General features: G+C 71.8%; 17 protein-coding genes and 2 tRNA genes. 12 read left to right on the top strand and 7 right to left on the bottom strand.

Going from position 1 to position 17,090, the window contains the following annotated elements; all coding sequences use genetic code 11:
- The first annotated feature begins 153 nt into the window (after window positions 1-153).
- Together AB0L00_RS21260 and AB0L00_RS21255 are read left to right on the top strand one after the other, a co-directional pair.
- Complete coding sequence (locus AB0L00_RS21260; protein WP_364436667.1) at window positions 154-1,629, top strand: hypothetical protein; 1,476 nt, start codon at window positions 154-156, stop codon at window positions 1,627-1,629.
- A gap of 75 nt (window positions 1,630-1,704) precedes the next feature.
- The gene (locus AB0L00_RS21255; protein WP_364436665.1) at window positions 1,705-2,496 is read left to right on the top strand and encodes an isocitrate lyase/phosphoenolpyruvate mutase family protein; all 792 of its coding nucleotides are present in this window, start codon (window positions 1,705-1,707) and stop codon (window positions 2,494-2,496) included.
- 41 nt (window positions 2,497-2,537) lie between these two features.
- Here the strand turns inward: AB0L00_RS21255 and AB0L00_RS21250 are convergent, their stop codons facing one another.
- The gene (locus AB0L00_RS21250; RefSeq protein WP_364436662.1) at window positions 2,538-3,602 is read right to left on the bottom strand and encodes a phosphotransferase family protein; all 1,065 of its coding nucleotides are present in this window, start codon (window positions 3,600-3,602) and stop codon (window positions 2,538-2,540) included.
- A gap of 350 nt (window positions 3,603-3,952) precedes the next feature.
- On the opposite strand from AB0L00_RS21250, the gene AB0L00_RS21245 reads away from it, so the two are divergent.
- Window positions 3,953-4,642 (top strand): hypothetical protein, encoded by a 690-nt coding sequence (locus AB0L00_RS21245; RefSeq protein WP_364436659.1) that lies wholly within the window; start codon window positions 3,953-3,955, stop codon window positions 4,640-4,642.
- On the opposite strand, the gene AB0L00_RS21240 is transcribed toward AB0L00_RS21245, so the two are convergent.
- A complete protein-coding gene (locus tag AB0L00_RS21240; protein WP_364436656.1) occupies window positions 4,566-5,975 on the bottom strand; it encodes a PLP-dependent aminotransferase family protein in 1,410 nt (469 codons plus the stop codon). The genes AB0L00_RS21245 and AB0L00_RS21240 overlap by 77 nt on opposite strands.
- A 68-nt stretch (window positions 5,976-6,043) precedes the next feature.
- Between AB0L00_RS21240 and AB0L00_RS21235 the strand changes: the two genes are divergently transcribed.
- The 6 genes from AB0L00_RS21235 to AB0L00_RS21210 all read left to right on the top strand — a co-directional run bounded on the left by AB0L00_RS21235 (window position 6,044) and on the right by AB0L00_RS21210 (window position 9,377).
- A complete protein-coding gene (locus AB0L00_RS21235; protein WP_364436653.1) occupies window positions 6,044-6,700 on the top strand; it encodes a pyridoxamine 5'-phosphate oxidase family protein in 657 nt (218 codons plus the stop codon).
- A 26-nt stretch (window positions 6,701-6,726) separates the two neighbouring features.
- Complete coding sequence (locus tag AB0L00_RS21230; RefSeq protein ID WP_364436651.1) at window positions 6,727-7,815, top strand: DUF2510 domain-containing protein; 1,089 nt, start codon at window positions 6,727-6,729, stop codon at window positions 7,813-7,815.
- Window positions 7,816-7,835: 20 nt separating this feature from the next.
- On the top strand, window positions 7,836-8,432 hold the full coding sequence (gene orn / locus AB0L00_RS21225; protein WP_364436649.1) for an oligoribonuclease: 597 nt from the start codon (window positions 7,836-7,838) through the stop codon (window positions 8,430-8,432).
- A 47-nt stretch (window positions 8,433-8,479) separates the two neighbouring features.
- Window positions 8,480-8,555, top strand: a tRNA-His gene (locus tag AB0L00_RS21220).
- 123 nt (window positions 8,556-8,678) lie between these two features.
- Window positions 8,679-9,230: a response regulator transcription factor gene (locus AB0L00_RS21215; RefSeq protein ID WP_364436646.1), complete on the top strand. Its 552-nt coding sequence runs from the start codon at window positions 8,679-8,681 to the stop codon at window positions 9,228-9,230.
- A 74-nt stretch (window positions 9,231-9,304) separates the two neighbouring features.
- Window positions 9,305-9,377: transfer RNA gene (locus AB0L00_RS21210), tRNA-Lys, on the top strand.
- 583 nt (window positions 9,378-9,960) lie between these two features.
- On the opposite strand, the gene AB0L00_RS21205 is transcribed toward AB0L00_RS21210, so the two are convergent.
- From AB0L00_RS21205 to AB0L00_RS21190, 4 genes are read right to left on the bottom strand one after another with little or no spacing between them, the layout of a single operon-like run.
- The gene (locus AB0L00_RS21205; RefSeq protein ID WP_364436643.1) at window positions 9,961-10,401 is read right to left on the bottom strand and encodes a hypothetical protein; all 441 of its coding nucleotides are present in this window, start codon (window positions 10,399-10,401) and stop codon (window positions 9,961-9,963) included.
- 41 nt (window positions 10,402-10,442) lie between these two features.
- The gene (locus AB0L00_RS21200) at window positions 10,443-11,249 is read right to left on the bottom strand and encodes an ABC transporter permease (RefSeq protein WP_364436641.1); all 807 of its coding nucleotides are present in this window, start codon (window positions 11,247-11,249) and stop codon (window positions 10,443-10,445) included.
- The gene (locus AB0L00_RS21195) at window positions 11,246-12,184 is read right to left on the bottom strand and encodes an ABC transporter ATP-binding protein (RefSeq protein ID WP_364436638.1); all 939 of its coding nucleotides are present in this window, start codon (window positions 12,182-12,184) and stop codon (window positions 11,246-11,248) included. Before AB0L00_RS21195 ends, AB0L00_RS21200 begins: the two co-directional genes overlap by 4 nt.
- A gap of 35 nt (window positions 12,185-12,219) precedes the next feature.
- Window positions 12,220-12,735: a YceI family protein gene (locus tag AB0L00_RS21190; protein WP_364436635.1), complete on the bottom strand. Its 516-nt coding sequence runs from the start codon at window positions 12,733-12,735 to the stop codon at window positions 12,220-12,222.
- 179 nt (window positions 12,736-12,914) lie between these two features.
- Between AB0L00_RS21190 and AB0L00_RS21185 the strand changes: the two genes are divergently transcribed.
- From AB0L00_RS21185 to phoA, 3 genes are all read left to right on the top strand, one after another.
- On the top strand, window positions 12,915-14,111 hold the full coding sequence (locus tag AB0L00_RS21185) for a histidine kinase (RefSeq protein WP_364436632.1): 1,197 nt from the start codon (window positions 12,915-12,917) through the stop codon (window positions 14,109-14,111).
- Window positions 14,112-14,113: 2 nt separating this feature from the next.
- Window positions 14,114-14,764: a response regulator transcription factor gene (locus AB0L00_RS21180; RefSeq protein ID WP_364436629.1), complete on the top strand. Its 651-nt coding sequence runs from the start codon at window positions 14,114-14,116 to the stop codon at window positions 14,762-14,764.
- A 129-nt stretch (window positions 14,765-14,893) separates the two neighbouring features.
- Window positions 14,894-16,252, top strand: coding sequence for an alkaline phosphatase (phoA, locus tag AB0L00_RS21175; RefSeq protein ID WP_364436626.1), 1,359 nt, complete (start codon window positions 14,894-14,896; stop codon window positions 16,250-16,252).
- Between the two features lie 197 nt (window positions 16,253-16,449).
- Here phoA and AB0L00_RS21170 read toward each other — a convergent pair whose 3' ends face one another.
- Window positions 16,450-17,007, bottom strand: coding sequence for an ATP-binding protein (locus tag AB0L00_RS21170; protein WP_364436623.1), 558 nt, complete (start codon window positions 17,005-17,007; stop codon window positions 16,450-16,452).
- Between the last annotated feature and the right edge of the window lie 83 nt (window positions 17,008-17,090).

Raw genomic sequence — 17,090 nt, 5'->3', positions numbered from 1 at the left:
CGCACCGGAACCGGCGGCGAAGCGTAGTCAGTATGAGCACTTTCGTGGCAGAAGGCGGTCATAAGGCCCGCGTTAGTGGCAGTATTCGGGAACTGATGTTACGCCTGGGACTTCTGGGCACTGGGGGACGAACCGACCAGCGGGGAGGGGCACGTGGCCGGGTGGCCGAGGATCGACAGGGCCGAGGACCAGCGGCTGGCACGGGCACTCGACGCCGGGGACACCAACGCCATCGCGCAGCTCTACTCCGCGTACGCGGACCGGCTCTTCGACTACTGCCACGTCCTGCTGCGCGACGAGGACGCGGCCGCACAGGCCGTGCACGACTCGCTCATCGCGGTCCGGGAGCGCATCGGCGCGCTCCCGGACTTTCGGCTGTTCCGGGGCTGGCTGTACGCGACGACGCGCGCCGACTGCCTGCGCCGACTGGCGCACGGCGAGCTGCCGGCCGAGCGCCGGCCGGCGCCGGAGACCGGCGTCGCGAACGGTCTGGACGCGGCGACCCTCGGGTTCCTGCGCGGCGCGCTCCACGTGCTGGGCCCCGAAAAACGCGAGGCCCTCGACCTGGCCGTACGGCACGAGCTGAACCCGCATGAGCTGTCCGAGGTGCTGGGAACGACGCCGCAAGAGGCGTCCGCGCTGGTCGATCAGGCGCGGGCCGACGTCGACGGCGCGCTCGCCGCGGTCGTCGTCGCGGCGACCGGCCGGGAGGACTGCCCGAGCGTTCCGGCCCTGGCGGGGCCGCCGGGTGAGCCGCTCGACGCGGAGCGGTGCACGGCGCTGGCCCGGCACATCGACGGCTGCCCGATCTGTGCCCTGCGCGTGAACGGCGAGGTCGCGGTGGACCTGCTGCTGCGGGCCATGCCCGTCGCCGTCCTCCCCACGAACCTGCGCGGGCGCATCCTGGCCACGGCGTTCTCCCCCGAGCACGCCCAGGCCCGGGCGACCATCGCGATGCGCTTCGACCCCCCGCCGGCCGCCCCCGAGCCGCCGCCCGCGAAACGACGCAGGGCCTCGCCGGTGTGGGTCGTCGCCGCCGCGGCGGCCTGCGCGGTCCTGGTCCTCTGCGGCTTCCTGCTCGTGTCCCCCGGGTCGGGCGGCTCGAACGGCGAGCAGCCCACCGACGGCCACGCCGCCGCGGCGGCCCCGGGCGGCTCCCCGACGGACGACGGCACGATGCCCTCGCAATCCGTGGACGCCTCACCGACCGCCAAGAAGAAGTCACCGACGCCCACGCCCACGCCCACACCGACTCCGACGCCGACCCCGGCGAAGTCCACGCCCGCCAGGACCGCCGCGCCGACCCGCCATTCCCGGCATCCTTCCGTCCCGCCGCACCACTCGACGCCTCCCTCCCATCCGCAGTCGGGCACGCTCGTCGTCTCCGGGTGCGACATGGGAGACGGAGACCAGTGCCAGATCAGCCTGTACGCGGCGAACGGCTCGGTCACCTGGTCCGTCACGGGCACCAGCGGCAACATCAGCACGGGCGGCAGCGGTACCCTCGCCGCGGGCACGCGCACCTATCTCACGGTCAGCCGCTACGGCCGGTGCCGGTACGGCCAGGAGGGCGAGGTGTACTTCTCCTCCGGCGCCGTCGCGTCCGTCACCTGGCACTGCTACTACTGAGCCGTCGGGTGGTCCCCGGCCATCGCCGCCGAGTGGCCATACCGGCGGCGCGGCCGGGCCCGTACGGTCGACCTCATGGACCTGCCTGCCAAGAAGGCGCTGCTGCGCGCCCTGCACGAGGAGCACCCGGACGACCGGGGCCTTCCCCTGATCCTGCCGAACGCCTGGGACGCCGCCAGCGCCCGCGTGCTCGTGGACGCCGGGTTCCCCGCGATCGCGACCGCGAGCCACGCGGTGTCCGCGAGCCTCGGGTACGGCGACGGGGAGGAGGCGCCGTATGAGGAGATGTTCGCCGCGGCCGGTCGCGTGACCCGCGGTGTCGACGTCCCGGTGTCGGTCGACGCCGAGGCCGGGTACGGACTGCCGCCGGCCGAGCTGGCCGCCCGGTTGCGCGACGCCGGCGCCGCGGGCTGCAACCTCGAGGACACCGTGCACGGCGCACCGGACGCGGGCCGCGCCCTCGCCGACGTGACCGCGCAGGCCGAGCGGATCGCGGCGCTGCGGGACGCCGACCGCGACCTCTTCATCAACGCCCGGGTCGACGCGTACGCCGACGGGGTGCTGCCCGGCGCGTCGGACGCCGAACGCCTGGAGGAGGCCGTCGGCCGCGCCCTCGCCTACCTCGACGCGGGAGCCGACGGCGTCTTCGTCATCATGGTCTCCGACGAGGAGACGATCGCGAAGCTCGCCGACCGGATCCCCGCACCGCTCAACGTGCTGTACCGGCCCGGCATGCCCTCCCTCGCCCGGCTCGGCGAGCTGGGGGTGCGCCGGGTGACGTTCGGTCCGGGACTGCATCGGGCGACGCTCACGCTGCTGGCCGGGCTCGCCGAGCGGCTGCACGCCGGCGAGACCCCCGAGCCGTAGCCCCGGCCCGCGAGTCGGCCGGCGGGGCCCGGAGCGGTGACTCAGCCCTCGTCGAGGGTGCGGTGGGCGCGGTCGAGGAGGATCGGCACGGACTCGCCGATCCGGTCGAAGCCCTCGCCCACCGTCGCCTTCTGCAGGTACCTGACGTGGATGCCCTCCAGCACCACGGCGAGCTTGAAGCAGCCGAAGGCCACGTAGAAGTCCAGGTCGGCCAGGTCGTATCCGGTGGCCGAGGCGTAGCGGTCGGCGAACTCCCGGCTCGACAGGAAACCGGGCGCGGTCGTGACCGTCGAGCCGACCGGGATCGCCTCGCGCTCGTCGTCGCCGGGATCGGTCCAGTACACCAGCGTCAGCCCGAGGTCGGACAGCGGGTCGCCGAGCGTGGACATCTCCCAGTCGACGACCGCGGCGATCTCGGGCTCGGGCGCCAGCCGTACGAGCGCGTTGTCGAGACGGAAGTCGCCGTGGACGAGGCCGGTGATCCCGTCGCCCGGCAGGCGCGCGGCGAGCCGCTCGACGAGCCGTTCGTACGACGCGCGGACGTCGTCCCCGGCGGTGGGGTCCGCGGAGAAGGAGGCGTCCCACTGCTTGCGCCAGCGGGCGAGCTGACGGGTCATGTAGCCCTGGGGACGGCCGAACCCGGCGAGCCCGGCCTTGTCGACGTCGAGCAGGTGGATGGCGGCGAACGCGTCCGCCAGGCGCTCGCTCAGGGCGCGGGCCTGCTCGGGCGTGACGTCCACGGCGTCCTCGACGGTGCGCAGCACCCTGCCCTCGACATGCTCCATCACGTAGAAGGGCGCGCCGATGACGTCCTCGTCCAGGCACAACGCCAGCGGGGTGGGCACCGGGACGTCGCTGCCGGCCAGCGCGGACAGCACGGTGTGCTCCCGGCGCATGTCGTGGGCGGTGGGCAGCACGTGGCCGAGAGGCGGGCGGCGCAGCACGACGCGCCGGTCGCCGAGCCGCAGGAGGTAGGTCAGGTTGGACCGGCCGCCGGCGAGCATGTCGATGCCCGTGATCGGGACGTCGCCGCCGGTCAGGTTGTCCGTCAGCCACGACGACAGCCGGGGGACGTCGATCCCGGGAACACCGGCCACCTCGGTCATGAAGCCTCCTTCGTCGGAGAAGTGACCGGAGGGACTGCGTTGCCGATTCCCTCGCTTCGCTCGGTCATGGGCCCCTCCACTTCGGTCCATGGCGCTCGTCCCGGCCGGTCGCGCGCCACACAGCGCCTATTAGAACGCGACTCGGTAGATGGACGCCAATCGCCCCCGCCCCGGCCGGATCCGGTCGGGGCGAGTAGCGAAGAGTCACCAGGGGTAGGCAATCGACCCGTTGGGGTATCAGGAACTAGAAAGGTGACCGTTCCCCCGAAACGCCCCCTGAATGGGACGAAGCTCCCCAGCCCACTGAAAACCATCCGGGCACCAATCCGACCCGATGGAAGGAACAGACCGTGGCCGACGCATGGCTGCCTGGCGCCGGACGCCTGCATACCGCGCATGACGGTGGATCGCCCAAGGGCGGCGCGCCTCGTGCGGTCTGGCACACCAGCGAAACCGACCCACGCCGAATCTCCGCACGCTCGGTCGCCCAGCGTCTGGAGCAGGAAGGACGCAGCGCCCACCTCGTTTGGAATCCCTGGACCGGCGAGATCGTGCAGATGGTGCCCGCCACGCGGGCCGCGAAACTCCTTCCCGACGAGGTGGGCCGCGAAGGCCGGGCCTGCTTCCAGATCGTCGTCGTCGGGTTCGCCCGCGAGCCGTTCACGACCGGTCCCCTGACGGGCCTGGAGCGGATCGTCGGCTGGCTCGACGGCTGGCACGTGCCCCGCCGGTGGCCCGCCGGCCCGCCGCTGCCCCGGCCGGAGGCGTACGACGCCGTCCGCAGGCGCCGGCCCTGGGCGCGTGGCGGGTACTACGGCGCGTCCCAGGTACCCGGGTCGATCTCCTCGGATCCCGGCCGGATCGACACCCAGAAGATCACCGGCCCGGACGCGCCCGTGGGAATTCCCCGGCCCCGGGTGGCACCCGGTGAGGAGACCGCCCCGGCGGACCCCGACGCGCTGCTCAGCCGGCGGCTGCACGCGCCGGACCGGATAGAGCCTCCCGGACCAGCGCACGCACCAGCGAACAGCCGCTCTTGACCTGGGCCTCCGTGGCGGAGCCGTAACCGATCTCGAGGCCGTGCACGGACGGCGGTCCGCCGAACCGCCGGTCCAGCGTGGCGAGCAGGACGCCGTGCTCCGCCGCGCGCTCGACGACACATGCCGCCGCGTCCGGCGGCAACTCGACGACGATGTGCAGCCCGGCGGTGTCCCCCAGCAGCGGGAACTCGCCGAGCGCCGCCACGACGGCGGCCCGCCGCCGCGCGTACTCCGTCCGCATCCGCCGTACGTGCCGGTCGAGGTCGCCGCGCTCGAGGAGGATGCGCACGGCCTCCTGGGGGACCACCGCCGTCCGGTCGTTGACGCGCTCCCGTAGGTCCGTGATGGCCGCGACGAGGTCCGGGCGCGCCACCAGCCAGCCGACGCCGACGTCGGGCGCCAGTGTCTTCGAGGTGGTGCCGAGGTAGACCGTCACCTCCGGGTCCAGCCCGTACAGCGCGGGCAACGGCGCCACGTCGTACCGGAACTCGCTGTCGTAGTCGTCCTCGGCGATCAGCGTGCCGTTGCGCCGCGCCCACGCCAGCAGCGCCTGACGGCGCGGCACCGGCAGTCGGCCGCCGAGCGGGTACTGGTGCGAGGGGGTCGTGTACACGATGCGGAGCCCGTCGGGCAGCGCGTCGACGATCAGCCCCGACGCGTCCACCGGGCACGGCACCACCTCCGCCCCGCGCGTCGCCAGTGTCGCGCGGGCCTTGGTGTAGCCCGGCTCCTCGACGCCGACCCGGTCGCCGGGCCGCAGGACCACCGCGCCGAGCAGGTCCAGGCCATGCGTCGCGCCCCTCGTGACCAGGACCCGGTCCACCGGGCACGTGACGCCGCGGCTGCGCCGCAGGTAGTCGACGAGCGCGACGCGCAGTCCGGGCAGGCCGCGCGGGTCGGGCCGGCCCGCCGGGGTCACGGTCGCCGCGAGCCGCCAGGCGCGCCGCCACGCGGGCGTGTCCAGTCCGTGCACCCAGGGAACGCCCGGCCGCAGGTCGATCGCGGCCTCGCCGGCCGGCGCCGGGTCGGCCGGCACCGGCCGGGCCGCGCGCAGGAGCCCGCCGCTCGGCGGGGCGATGTCGGCGACGTACGTCCCCGATCCGTGCCGGCCCTCGATCCAGCCCTCGGCGTACAGTTGCTCGAACGCCTCGCTCACGACGGTACGGCTGACGCCGAGCGCGGACGCCAGCGCCCGGCTCGAGGGAAGGCGTTCGCCGGCCTTCAGCCGTCCCTCGCTCAGCGCCGCGCGCAACTGCCCGCCGAGCTGGACGCTGAGGGGCGTCCCGGCGTCGCGATCGACGACGAGGGGCAGGTCGAAGTGGTCCCGCGACAAAGTGGTTCCCGTTTCCCGCTGAGAAGTGGCCATACCCGTCAGGCCACTTCGACCCTACCGTCGTGGCCATGACGACTCCGCCGCCGCTCGAGGCATCTCCCCGCGTACCGGCGCTCTCCGCCACCGAGCGCACGCGCGTCCGCCGCCACTCCGACCGCGCCGCCACCGACCGGCAGGCGCTGTACGACGTCCTGGACGCCGGCCGCATCTGCCATCTCGGCGTGATCATCGACGGATCCCCCCGGGTCCTGCCGACCGGGTACGGCCGCGACGGGGACACCCTCTACCTCCACGGCTCGACGGGCGCCGTCAGCCTCCGCGCGGACGATGAGATCTGCGTCACGGTCACCCACATGGACGGCCTCGTCCTGGCCCGCTCGCTGTTCAACCACTCCATCAACTACCGCAGCGCCGTGGTCTACGGCCGCCCCCGGCACGTCACCGACCCGGAGGAGAAGCTCACCGGGCTGCGGGCCGTGGTCGAGAACATGACGCCCGGCCGCTGGGACGTCGCCCGGCATCCCACGCGCAAGGAACTCGCCGCCACCGCGGTCCTCGCCCTGCCGCTCGACGAGGCGTCGGTGAAGATCCGCCAGGCGCCGCCCATCGACGACGAGGAGGACTACGCGCTGGACGTCTGGGCGGGCGTGCTCCCGGTCCAGGAGACCCTCGGCGAACCGGTCCCCGACCCTCGGCTACGGCCGGGAATCAGGTATTCCGAATAGTGACATGAGCCACATACCCTGACCGCATGACTCCTGCGGGCTGGTACCGCGATCCGTTCGGCGATCCGGGACTTCTGCGCTGGTGGGACGGCTACCAGTGGACCCAGAACACCCATCCTCTCGGCGGCGACCCCCAGGCGCCCTGGGACGGCGCGTCGCCGGCCGGGCCCCCGCCCGGTACGGGCGAACCCGCTCCGCAGGAGGGCGCCGAACCCGGCGCCGGCGGACCGGCGACGCGGGCGTGGGGTGATCCCGGCGCCGGCGGACCGGCGACGCAGGCGTGGGGCGACACGGCCCCGCCCTGGGGAGAGACGGGCCCGGGAGCCCCGGGGGCATGGCCGGAGGCGGGCCCGGGAGCGGCTCCGGCGTGGTCGGAGACCGGCCCGGGAGCCGCTCCGGCATGGCCGGGAACGGGCCCCGGGCAGGCGGTCCCCTCGGCGTGGCCCCCGCCCGGCCCACCGGCCCCGGAGAGCCGCAACCGGCTCCCCCTCCTGATCGGCGGCGGTGCCGCCGTTGTGATCATCATCACGGTCGTGGCGGTCCTCTTCGCCACGAACGTCTTCGGCGGCGGGAACGACAAGGGCGGCCGTTCCCCGGTCGTCGCGACCATCACCGATTCCCAAGCCGGGATCTCCTACCCCCGGCTCGGCGGGGGATGGCGCGCCGACACCGTCACCGCGACCGGCGGCCTCGGCAGACTCGGCTTCGACCAGGGCGAGACGGCCACCGTCATGAAGAACTTCCAGAACGGCCAGCCGTACGTCGCCAGCGCCTACAGCGGCGTGAGCACCGACACCACCTCCCCCTCGATGGAGGTGAAGGCCAAGGCCCTGTTCGTGGCGCTGGAGCCGTCGGCCTACCCCGCGCACACCCACCAGATCCTGTCCTCCGCGGCCCAGTCCGTCGGCGGGCACCAAGGCTGGCTCCTGAAGCTGCGGCTCACCTTCCCCCAGGCCAAGTCGCAAGGCTGGAACTTCCGCGCGGAGACGGCCGCGATCATGATGGTCGACCGCGGGAACGGCCAGGCGCCGGCGGAGTTCTACGTCTCGATTCCCGACAGCCACAAGCACCAGGGAGACCTGGATCTGCTGCTGACCTCACTCAAAGTATCCTGACAGGACTTATGGTGAAGGTCATGAACGACCGGCTGGTCTGGATCGACTGTGAAATGACCGGGCTCGACCTGCGGCGCGATGCGCTGATCGAGATCGCCGCCCTGGTGACCGACAGTGAGCTCAACATCCTCGACGCGGGCATCGACCTGGTGATCAAACCGCCCCAGGAGGCCGTCGCGCAGATGTCGAAGGTCGTGCGCGACATGCACACGACCTCCGGACTGCTCGACGTGCTGCCCGGTGGGATCACCCTGGCCGAGGCGGAGAACCGCGTCCTCGAGTACGTCCGCACCCACGTTCCCGGGGTGAAGAAGGCCCCCTTGTGCGGCAACTCGATCGCGACCGACCGGTCCTTCCTCGCCCGCGACATGCCCGCCCTGGACGCCCACCTGCACTACCGCATGATCGACGTGTCGTCGATCAAGGAGCTGGCCCGCCGCTGGTACCCCCGGGCGTACTTCGCCAGCCCCGAGAAGAAGGGCGGTCACCGCGCCCTCGCCGACATCACCGAGAGCATCACCGAACTCCGCTACTACCGCGAGGCGGTCTTCGTCCCCCAACCGGGACCCGACTCGGAGACGGCCCGCGCCATCGCGACGAATATCGGTGACCGATGAGGTCCCGAGAACCGCTACACTTCATCAAGCCGCCTCGTGCGGACATGGTGGGTGTAGCTCAGTTGGCAGAGCACCAGGTTGTGGTCCTGGGTGTCGGGGGTTCAAGTCCCCTCACTCACCCCATGATGACGGCCCCGGCGCGCACGCGCCGGGGCCGTCGCCCTTTTCCGGTGCCCCACGGCCTTCGTCTCCCTTCCGACACCGCCCGGCTCACGCCCCCGCGTGACCGCGTCCCCCGGAGGCAGGATGAGTTCCGACGGTCCGCTGCCGCTACGTGTCCTGGTCGTCGACGGCGACCCCGCCCTGATCTCGCTGCTGCAGGACAGCGACGAGCTCGATGTGGTGAACGAGCCGGGTGAGTCCACCGCGCCAGGAGAGGCCCTGGAGGCCGCCGAGCGCCTCAGACCCGACCTGGTGATCCTCGGCCCGGAGTTCGCGGCCCACGCGGCCCCTCTGAGCCGCAGAGCGCGCGTCTTCGTCGTCTGCAACGAGCCCACGGCCGCGTCGGCGGCCCTCCGCGAGGGCGCCACCGGCCACCTCACCCCCGACCGGTTCACCGCCCGCGAACTCCTCCAGGTCTTCCGCGACGCCGGCCGCGCCGACCTCGACCTGTCCGCCCGCGAGGCCGAGGTCATGGACCTGATCGCCGGCGGCCGTTCCAACGGCGAGATCGCCCGGGAGCTGTTCCTCAGCGAGAAGACGGTGAAGAACCACGTGAACCGCATCTACGCCAAGCTGAAGGTCGGCTCGCGCGCGGCCGCGATCACCCTCTGGCAGGCCGGCCGCCGACCTCGCTGACCTGGCCTTACGGGCGGCGGATCAATCGATTCGCAACTAGGGCAAGGGGGCTGCTAGAGTTACGGACGTCGCAAGCGCCGCTAGCTCAATTGGCAGAGCAGCGGACTCTTAATCCGCGGGTTCGGGGTTCAAGTCCCTGGCGGCGCACCGGCAGTGAGCTGGGCGTTCTCGGTCCCACCGAGAGCGCCCAGTTTCCGTTTCGGGGCCGTTTCGCGACGGCGGTCACTCCGCGGCTGCTCCCGCACCGGATTTCGGTCAGTCCCTACCGGACCGACGCGCGCCACCACCCGCAGCGCGCACCGACAGGGGATCACGGACACACCCATCCGACGTCGGCAGGCGGCCGACCGACGCGTCGCCGCCGCCCCAGGCGACGCGCACATCCTCTTACCGCCAAGCCGCTCCCCGGCGCGACCTTCCAGGACCCGACCGGTTGATCTTGTGATGCTCCATGACAGCACGGAGACCAGGCCGGCCATTGCCCGATAGGAGCGGGTTGGTCATACCGATCAGCCGAGGCGGCAACCGGAACGGCTTTCGGTCACCGGCCCAAGGAATACCGGATGCTCGGCGATCGCGGGCCAGGAAGAGGGCGAAGCCCGCATATCAGCGCGACCGCGCGGCCTTTCCCGAGCATTCGGTACGCCCACCCCCGAGAGGCGACGCACCGCCTCCCCTCAGCGCGCAGCACCGACGATGCGGTCGGTGCTGCGGGCATGGAGGCCGCTGATCACAGGCTGCGCGCGGTGATGTCGCCGTTGGAGGTGGTCGCGGTGATGGTCAGGTCGGCGGTGCCGTCGTTCTCGAGGGCGTTGGTGATCCGGCCGGGGGAGGTGCCGGCGTCCAGGACGGCGGCGCCGACCGAGCTCTCGTAGGTGATGTCGCCGAGCGGTCCGGTGGTCGAGAATTCGGCGCTGGCGGCCTTGGCCTCAATGCCGGAACCCGCGGGCAGCTGGACCGTCACCTCGATGGACCCGGACGGGCCGAAGTACTGGTTCTTCACCGCGGTCTCGATCCGCAGGACGCCGTCGGCGTAGTCGACCGTGGTCTGCTCGGCGGCCTTCACATCGCGGCCCTTGGAGGCGTCGGCGGGCAGGATCTCGACCGTGGTGTCGGTCCGGTCGGCGGCGATGTGGACGACCTGCGGGTATTCGTCGTGCAGGGTGCGCACCCAGCGGCACGATCCGACAGCCGGAGCGGTGGGGTCTCGGGCTACTCCGGCCGGGGGTCCCAGCGGAACCGGCGGATGGCCACCACCGCGCCGACCGCGCCCCACGCGAGCAGAGTGCCGTGGTCATGCCACTGGAAGCCGGAGCCGCCGCCGGTGAAGGCGGTCAGCAGCGCGTCGTTCAACGGCTTCACCGGCAGCGCGCCGGCGATGGTGCCGATGGCACCGTGGATCGGCACCATGGTGCCGGAGATGATCATCAGCGGGAACATGACGAACTGCACGACCGCCGGCGCGGCGTCCGCGTTCCTGATCATCGAGGCCAACGCGGTGCCCAGCGCGCAGTAGGCCGTCGCGCCGAGCACCAGGGAGACGACGATCGAGAGCCATTGCGCGGACGCGGGCAGCGAGAGCCCGTAGCACCGGCCGACCACGATGATGAGCAGGACGTCGACGAAGCTCACCAGGACGCAGTGCGCCAGCAGGCCCACGAAGTACACGGAGGCGGGCAGCGGTGTCGCCCGGACCCGCTTCAGGATGCCGGTCTGGCGCCGGGTCGCGAGCACGACGGCCAACTGGCTGTAGCAGGAGCCCAGCACGGACATCGCGATGATCGTGGACACGTAGTACTGGAGCGCGTCCCCGCCGTAGTAGAACGAGGTGTCCTTGGCGTGCCCGAACAACCCGCCGAAGATCGAGATGATCAGGACCGGGAACACGAAGGTGAAGAACGCGCTCTGCGGGTTGCGCCAGAAGGTCAGCTGCTCGTAGCGGATCTGGTGCCACAACAGGCCGGCGCCGCGGCGAGGTGCGACCTGCCGATGCGCCGTTTCCGGGACTGCGACACTCACGGCGCGCTCCTCTCCAGCGTGCGTTCCGGCGCCCGCTGGTCGCTCGTCAGATGCAGGTAGACGTCCTCCAGGCTGGGCCGGTCGACGGTCAGCCGGGCGAGCGCCACCCCGCGGCTCAGCGCCCATTCGGTCAGCCGGTGCAGCATCCCGGTCGGGTCCGCGGACTCCACGGTGACCAGGCCGTCATCGCCCGGCACGGCGGCCACCGGCAGATCGGTGACCGCGCATTCCGGCGGCAGTTCGAAACGGATGCGGGTCCGCGCGATGTCGCGTCCGCCGAGGGTGTCCGGCGTTCCCTCGGCCACGATCCGCCCGGCGGCGATCACGGCCACCCGGTCGGCCAACGCCTGCGCCTCTTCCATGTAGTGCGTGGTGAGCAGGATGGTCATCCCCGCGTCACGCAGATTCCGCACCAGTTTCCAGGCACCTCGACGGGCGTTCGGATCGAACCCGGTCGTCGGCTCGTCGAGGAAGAGCAGGTCCGGGTCGCCGATGATCCCCAGGGCGAGGTCCAGGCGGCGCTTCTGGCCGCCGGAGAGCACGCGGACCTTCTTCTTCTCATGTCCGACGAGGTCGACCAGGCCGATCACCTCGTCCATGTCGCGCGGCGCCGCGTAGTAGCCGGCGTTGCGGGCGATCGTCTCGCGGACCGTCAGGTACGGCTCGACCGCGATGTCCTGCAGCACGAGACCGACGCGTTCGCTCAGCCGCCGCTTGGTGGCCGGGTCTCCCGGGTCCAGGCCGAGCACTTCGGCACGCCCGCCGTCCCTGGCGCGGAACCCCTCAAGGATCTCCATGGTGGTGGTCTTGCCTGCGCCGTTACGGCCGAGCAGCGCGAAGATCTCGCCGTGCTCGACCGTGAAGCTCACGCCGTCCACGGCCCGTACCGTGCCGTAGGACTTGTGCAGGCCTTCCACCACGACCGCGGTGGTCATGGTCCTTCTCCCCTGTGCTTCGGTGGTCGTCACGGTCAGCGATGCACGCAGGTGACGTCCAGCGTCAGGTCGACGTGCCGCCCGGCCATCAGGCGGGACGCCGTCACACCGAAGTCGTGACGGTCGACCCGCGTCGTGGCACGCACGGTGAAGGTCTCCGCGGCCACCTCGGAGCCTGCGATCGCCAGGCTCACGGGCCGCGAGACGTCGCACACGGTGAGCGTGCCGGAGACCGTGGTGGCGTCCACGCCGTCGGAGACGAACGTGATCAGAGGGTGGCGGCCGGTGTCGAGGAACGTCGCCGACCGTACATGCGCGTCCCGTTGGTCGTTGCCGGTGTGGAAGCTCGCCGCGTCGACCTCCACCCGAAGGTTCGACTCGGCGAGCGGCTCGGCCACGTCGATCGTTCCGCTGCGGATCGCGAAGGTGCCCGTCACCGGCAGCAGGCCGAAGAAGTGGCGGCTTCGGAACGTGATGGAGGAGCGGTTCGGGTCGATCGTGTAGCGACCCAGCCGGGGGGTCGTCGTGACGGCATCGTTCGTCGTGGCCATGCCCCTATTCCAGGGCGGCGGGCCCCCGGCGCGGCAGGGCCGGCCGTCGGTTCCGGGAGCGACGAAGGGGCCACGCGCAGGGGGTGGCATACGACTTTCGTAGGGTCCGCCCAGGACGGACGTTCTGCGTGATTCCCGCGCGGGTGAGACCGCGGCCCGCATTCCCTACGGTATGAGGCATGACAAAGGGGCCGTGGCGCCGAGAGCACCGGGTCGCCCTGGACGTGGCGATCGCCGTCGCGTTCGGACTGCTCGACACCGGACTGACGCTGGTCCACGCCACCTGGTGGCCGGAGCACCCTGGCCCCCTCGCCTGGGTCATGCTGGGCGTGCAGGCGCTCGCCTGCGGCTCGCTGGCCATCCGCCGCGTCGCCCCGCTCACCGTCATCGGCGTGCTCGGCGCGTTCACGCTGGCGGTGACGCTGCTGATCTCACCGGTGGGCGCGCTGACGCCGGCGCACGACGGGAACTCCTGGGCCCCCCTGTCCACCGTGCTGGCCGCGTACGGTCCGCTCTTCTACCAGCGCAACCGCAAGGCGGCGCTCGTCGCGCTCGCCGCCTTCACCGTCGTCATCATGCGGCCCTGGGAGCCGTCGGTGACGACCATGACGATCGGGCTGCTGCGCACCGCAGTCGGCCCGCTGCTGGCGCTGTACTTCGACGCCCGCCGCCGGATGGTCTGCGCGCTGGTGGAGCGGGCCGAGCGGGCCGAGCGGGAGCAACACCTGCTGGCCGAGCGGGCGCGCGCGGAGGAGCGCGCGCGGCTGGCCGGTGAAATGCACGACGTGGTCACCCACCGGGTGAGCCTGATGGTGCTGCAGGCCGGCGCGCTGCGCGTGACCGCCAAGGACGAGGCGACCCGGCAGGCCGCGGAGGACCTGCGGGCGACGGGCTGCCAGGCCCTGGAGGAGCTGCGCGACGTGGTCGGCATCCTGCGCGCCGCGTCCGACGGCGATCACACGCCCTCGGTGGGAGGCTTCGACGACCTGGTCGCCGAGTCGATCGCGGTGGGGATACCCACCGAACTGATCCAGGAGGGCGACCCGGCACTCGCCTCACCGGTGATGGGGCGCGTCGCCTACCGCGTGCTGCGCGAGGCCCTGACCAACGTGCGCAAGCACGCGCCCGGCGCGCGGGTGACCGTACGGGTCGAGTACGCGGAGACGCGGTTGCGGCTCACGGTGCACAACACGCCACCGACCGGCAGACCCAGCAGCGCACTCGCCGGCTCCGGTTCCGGTCTGGGCATCACCCACCTGCGGCAGCGCGTCGAGCTGGTGCAGGGCAGACTGCGTGCCGGGCCCAGTCCCGACGGCGGGTTCAGCGTGGAGGCCACGCTGCCCGCGTACGTACCTACTGCGGAATCGACGGTGTGAGCATGCCCCGAGTGCTGTTGGTCGACGACGAGCCCATGGTGCGGGCGTTCCTGCGCACCATCCTCGGCTCGGCCGAGGACATCGAGGTCGTCGCCGAGGCACACGACGGGGCGGCCGGCCTCGAAGCCGTCCGGCGGAACCGCCCGGACGTCGTCCTGATGGACCTGCGCATGCCGGGCATGGACGGCCTGACCGCGATCGAGCGCATCAACGAGCTGGCGGACCCGCCGAACGTCGTGGTGCTGACGACCTTCGACGCCGACCCGTATGTGCTGCGTGCCCTGCGGGCCGGGGCGACCGGCTTCCTGGTCAAGTCCACGCCGCCGGAGGAGCTGATCGGGCTGGTGCGCGCGGCGGCCCAGGGGCACACCGTCCTGTCGCCCGCCGCCGCCCGCCGGCTCATCGCGGTGTCGACGGACGGCCTGTCGGCCCGGGAACGCGCGCGCGACCTGGTCGGCACGCTGACCGAACGGGAGGCCCAGGTGCTGGCCGGCCTCGGCGAGGGCCTGTCGAACGCGCAGATCGCGGCGCGGCTGTTCCTCTCCGAGGCCACCGTCAAGGGCTATGTGTCACGCACCCTGGACAAACTGGGGTGCGTCAACCGCACGCAGGCGGGACTGCTCGCGCACGACGCGGGGCTCATCGACTCGTAGCCGCGACAACTCATTTCACCCCTTCTTGAGGTTTCTTTTGCATTGTCTTTACCGACATCGCCGGGAGAGGCCATCTCGCGACGGTGGAGTGCCCTCATCGATCAGCCAGTTCCTGTAGAGGAGAGCTTGATGGCCTCGTCTTTGAGGTTGTTCCGCCGGAGCATCGTCGCCGTCACCGCGGTCGGCGTCTGCGCGGCGGCCGCGGTACCCACCTTCGCGTCGAGCGGTGACCGGACCGACTCCGTACGCGCGGCGATCAAGAGCGGCCGGGCTCGCAACGTCATCCTCTTGATCGGCGATGGCATGGGCGACTCGGAGATCACGATCGCCCGCAACTACGCCAAGGGCGCCGCGGGTCGCCTGGCGATGGACACCTTGCCGCTGACCGGTGCGTACACCACGTACTCCGTGAACAAGGACGACCCGAGCAAGCCCGACTATGTCACCGACTCCGCCGCCAGCGGGACCGGCTGGGCCACCGGGCACAAGTCCTACAACGGCGCGATCTCGGTCACTCCGGACGGCAAGCCGCAGTCCACGGTGCTCGAACTGGCGAAGAAGGCCGGATTCCGCACCGGCGACGTCACCACCGCCGAGCTGGGCGACGCGACCCCGGCGGTGCTGGCCGCCCACGTCGCCGACCGCTCCTGTGAAGGGCCCGCCGACATGGCCAAGTGCCCGCAGCAGGACAAGGTGAACGGCGGTCCGGGCTCGATCTCCGAGCAGCAGGTGCAGACCGGCGCCGACATCTACCTCGGCGGCGGCAAGGCACGGTTCGCCCAGACGATCAAGGCTGGCGCGTTCAAGGGCAAGACCGTCCTCGACCAGGCCGCCGCCTCGGGCTACAACGTCGTCACGGACGCCTCCGGGCTGGCGGCGGCCAAGCCGGGCAAGAAGCTGCTCGGCGTGTTCGCGGACGGCAACCTGCCGCTGGAGTGGACCGGTCCGCTGGCGAAGGTCGGTGGGACGGATCCGGCCCGGTGCACGACGAACAGTCAGTTCAGCGGCCCGCACCTGCGCGACATGGCGAACAAGGCGATCAGCCTCCTCGACGCCCAGACCGAGCACAGCAAGAAGGGCTTCTTCCTGCAGATCGAGGGTGCGTCGATCGACAAGCAGGACCACGCCGCCAACCCCTGCGGGCAGATCGGCGAGCACGTCGAGTTCGACCGCGCGGTCCAGGCCTCGCTGGACTACGCCCGCCACCACCGTGACACCCTCGTCGTCGTCACGGCCGACCACGGGCACACCAGCCAGATCATCCCGGTGGAGACTCAGAGCCCTGGTCAGACCGCGACGCTGATCACCGCCGATGGCGCCAACATGAAGATCAACTACGCGACCAACACGCCGGGTCAGTCCCAGGAGCACACCGGCACCGAGGTCCGCATCGCCGCGCAGGGTCCGCAGGCCGCCAACGTGGTCGGGGTGACCGACCAGACCGACCTGTTCCACACCCTCGGCCGAGCGCTCGGCGTTCGAGGCTGAACCCACCCTTGACGCGCCGGCGGCCGTACGGCCGCCGGCGCGCGAAGCGAACAGACGAAGAGACGCGGACGCGGAGCCGGTTCACGGCGTCTGGGCCTTGTCTGCGCGTCCGCGCCGCCGGGGACCGCTGAAACAGTGATGAGATGCCGGCGGGCTCGTGACACCGGGCGGTCCGGCGGCATGAGAGCAGCGGCCCCTCAGCCCGCGGGTCCGGGGAAGGGGTCGGACGGTAGCCGGGCCCACCCGACCCGGCTACCGTCCGGCTGCCGATAGGTGCCGAATCGGCGCGCCAACGCGCCGACCCCGCGCAGACCGAACCCGCTCTCGGGCGGCGGCTCGCCCCGGGCGACGACCGTCTCGGCATCGGCCCGGGGAAGGACGGGTCCGCGGCCGTCTCCGGCATCGGTGACCTGGATCTGCGCGAACCGGCCCCAACGCATCACCTCTACGGTGAACGCCCCGTCCGCCGACCCCGACCGTGAGTGCCGGACCGCGTTGGTGGCCAGTTCTCCGACCACCCAGGCGGCGTCGAACGCCGCAGCCGAGTCGGCCAGCAGGAACCGGATGAACCCGCGAGCGTGGCTGATGTGCTCCGTGGTTCCGGGGAACCGGCGCCGCCAGTACAGCGTCCCGGGCCGTCTGACCCGAAACCGGCCGCTCCCCGCGAGCCACTTCGCGCGCGCGATCGCAGCGCTCGGCTGGAAACCGGTCGCGCCGACCTCACCATCTGGGCTGGAACCTCTCGTAGTGCTCACGGAAATCAGAGTGGACAGGCCCCGATGAGAGGACTGTGAGACCGGGATGGCCGGCGCGCGCGCCGCGCCACCGTGGACCGTCG

The sequence above is a fragment of the Actinoallomurus sp. NPDC052308 genome, assembly GCF_040679195.1.
Classification (GTDB): domain Bacteria; phylum Actinomycetota; class Actinomycetes; order Streptosporangiales; family Streptosporangiaceae; genus Actinoallomurus; species Actinoallomurus liliacearum.
Note: the sequence above shows the minus strand (reverse complement) of the source record. Positions and strands in the feature narration are given on the sequence as shown.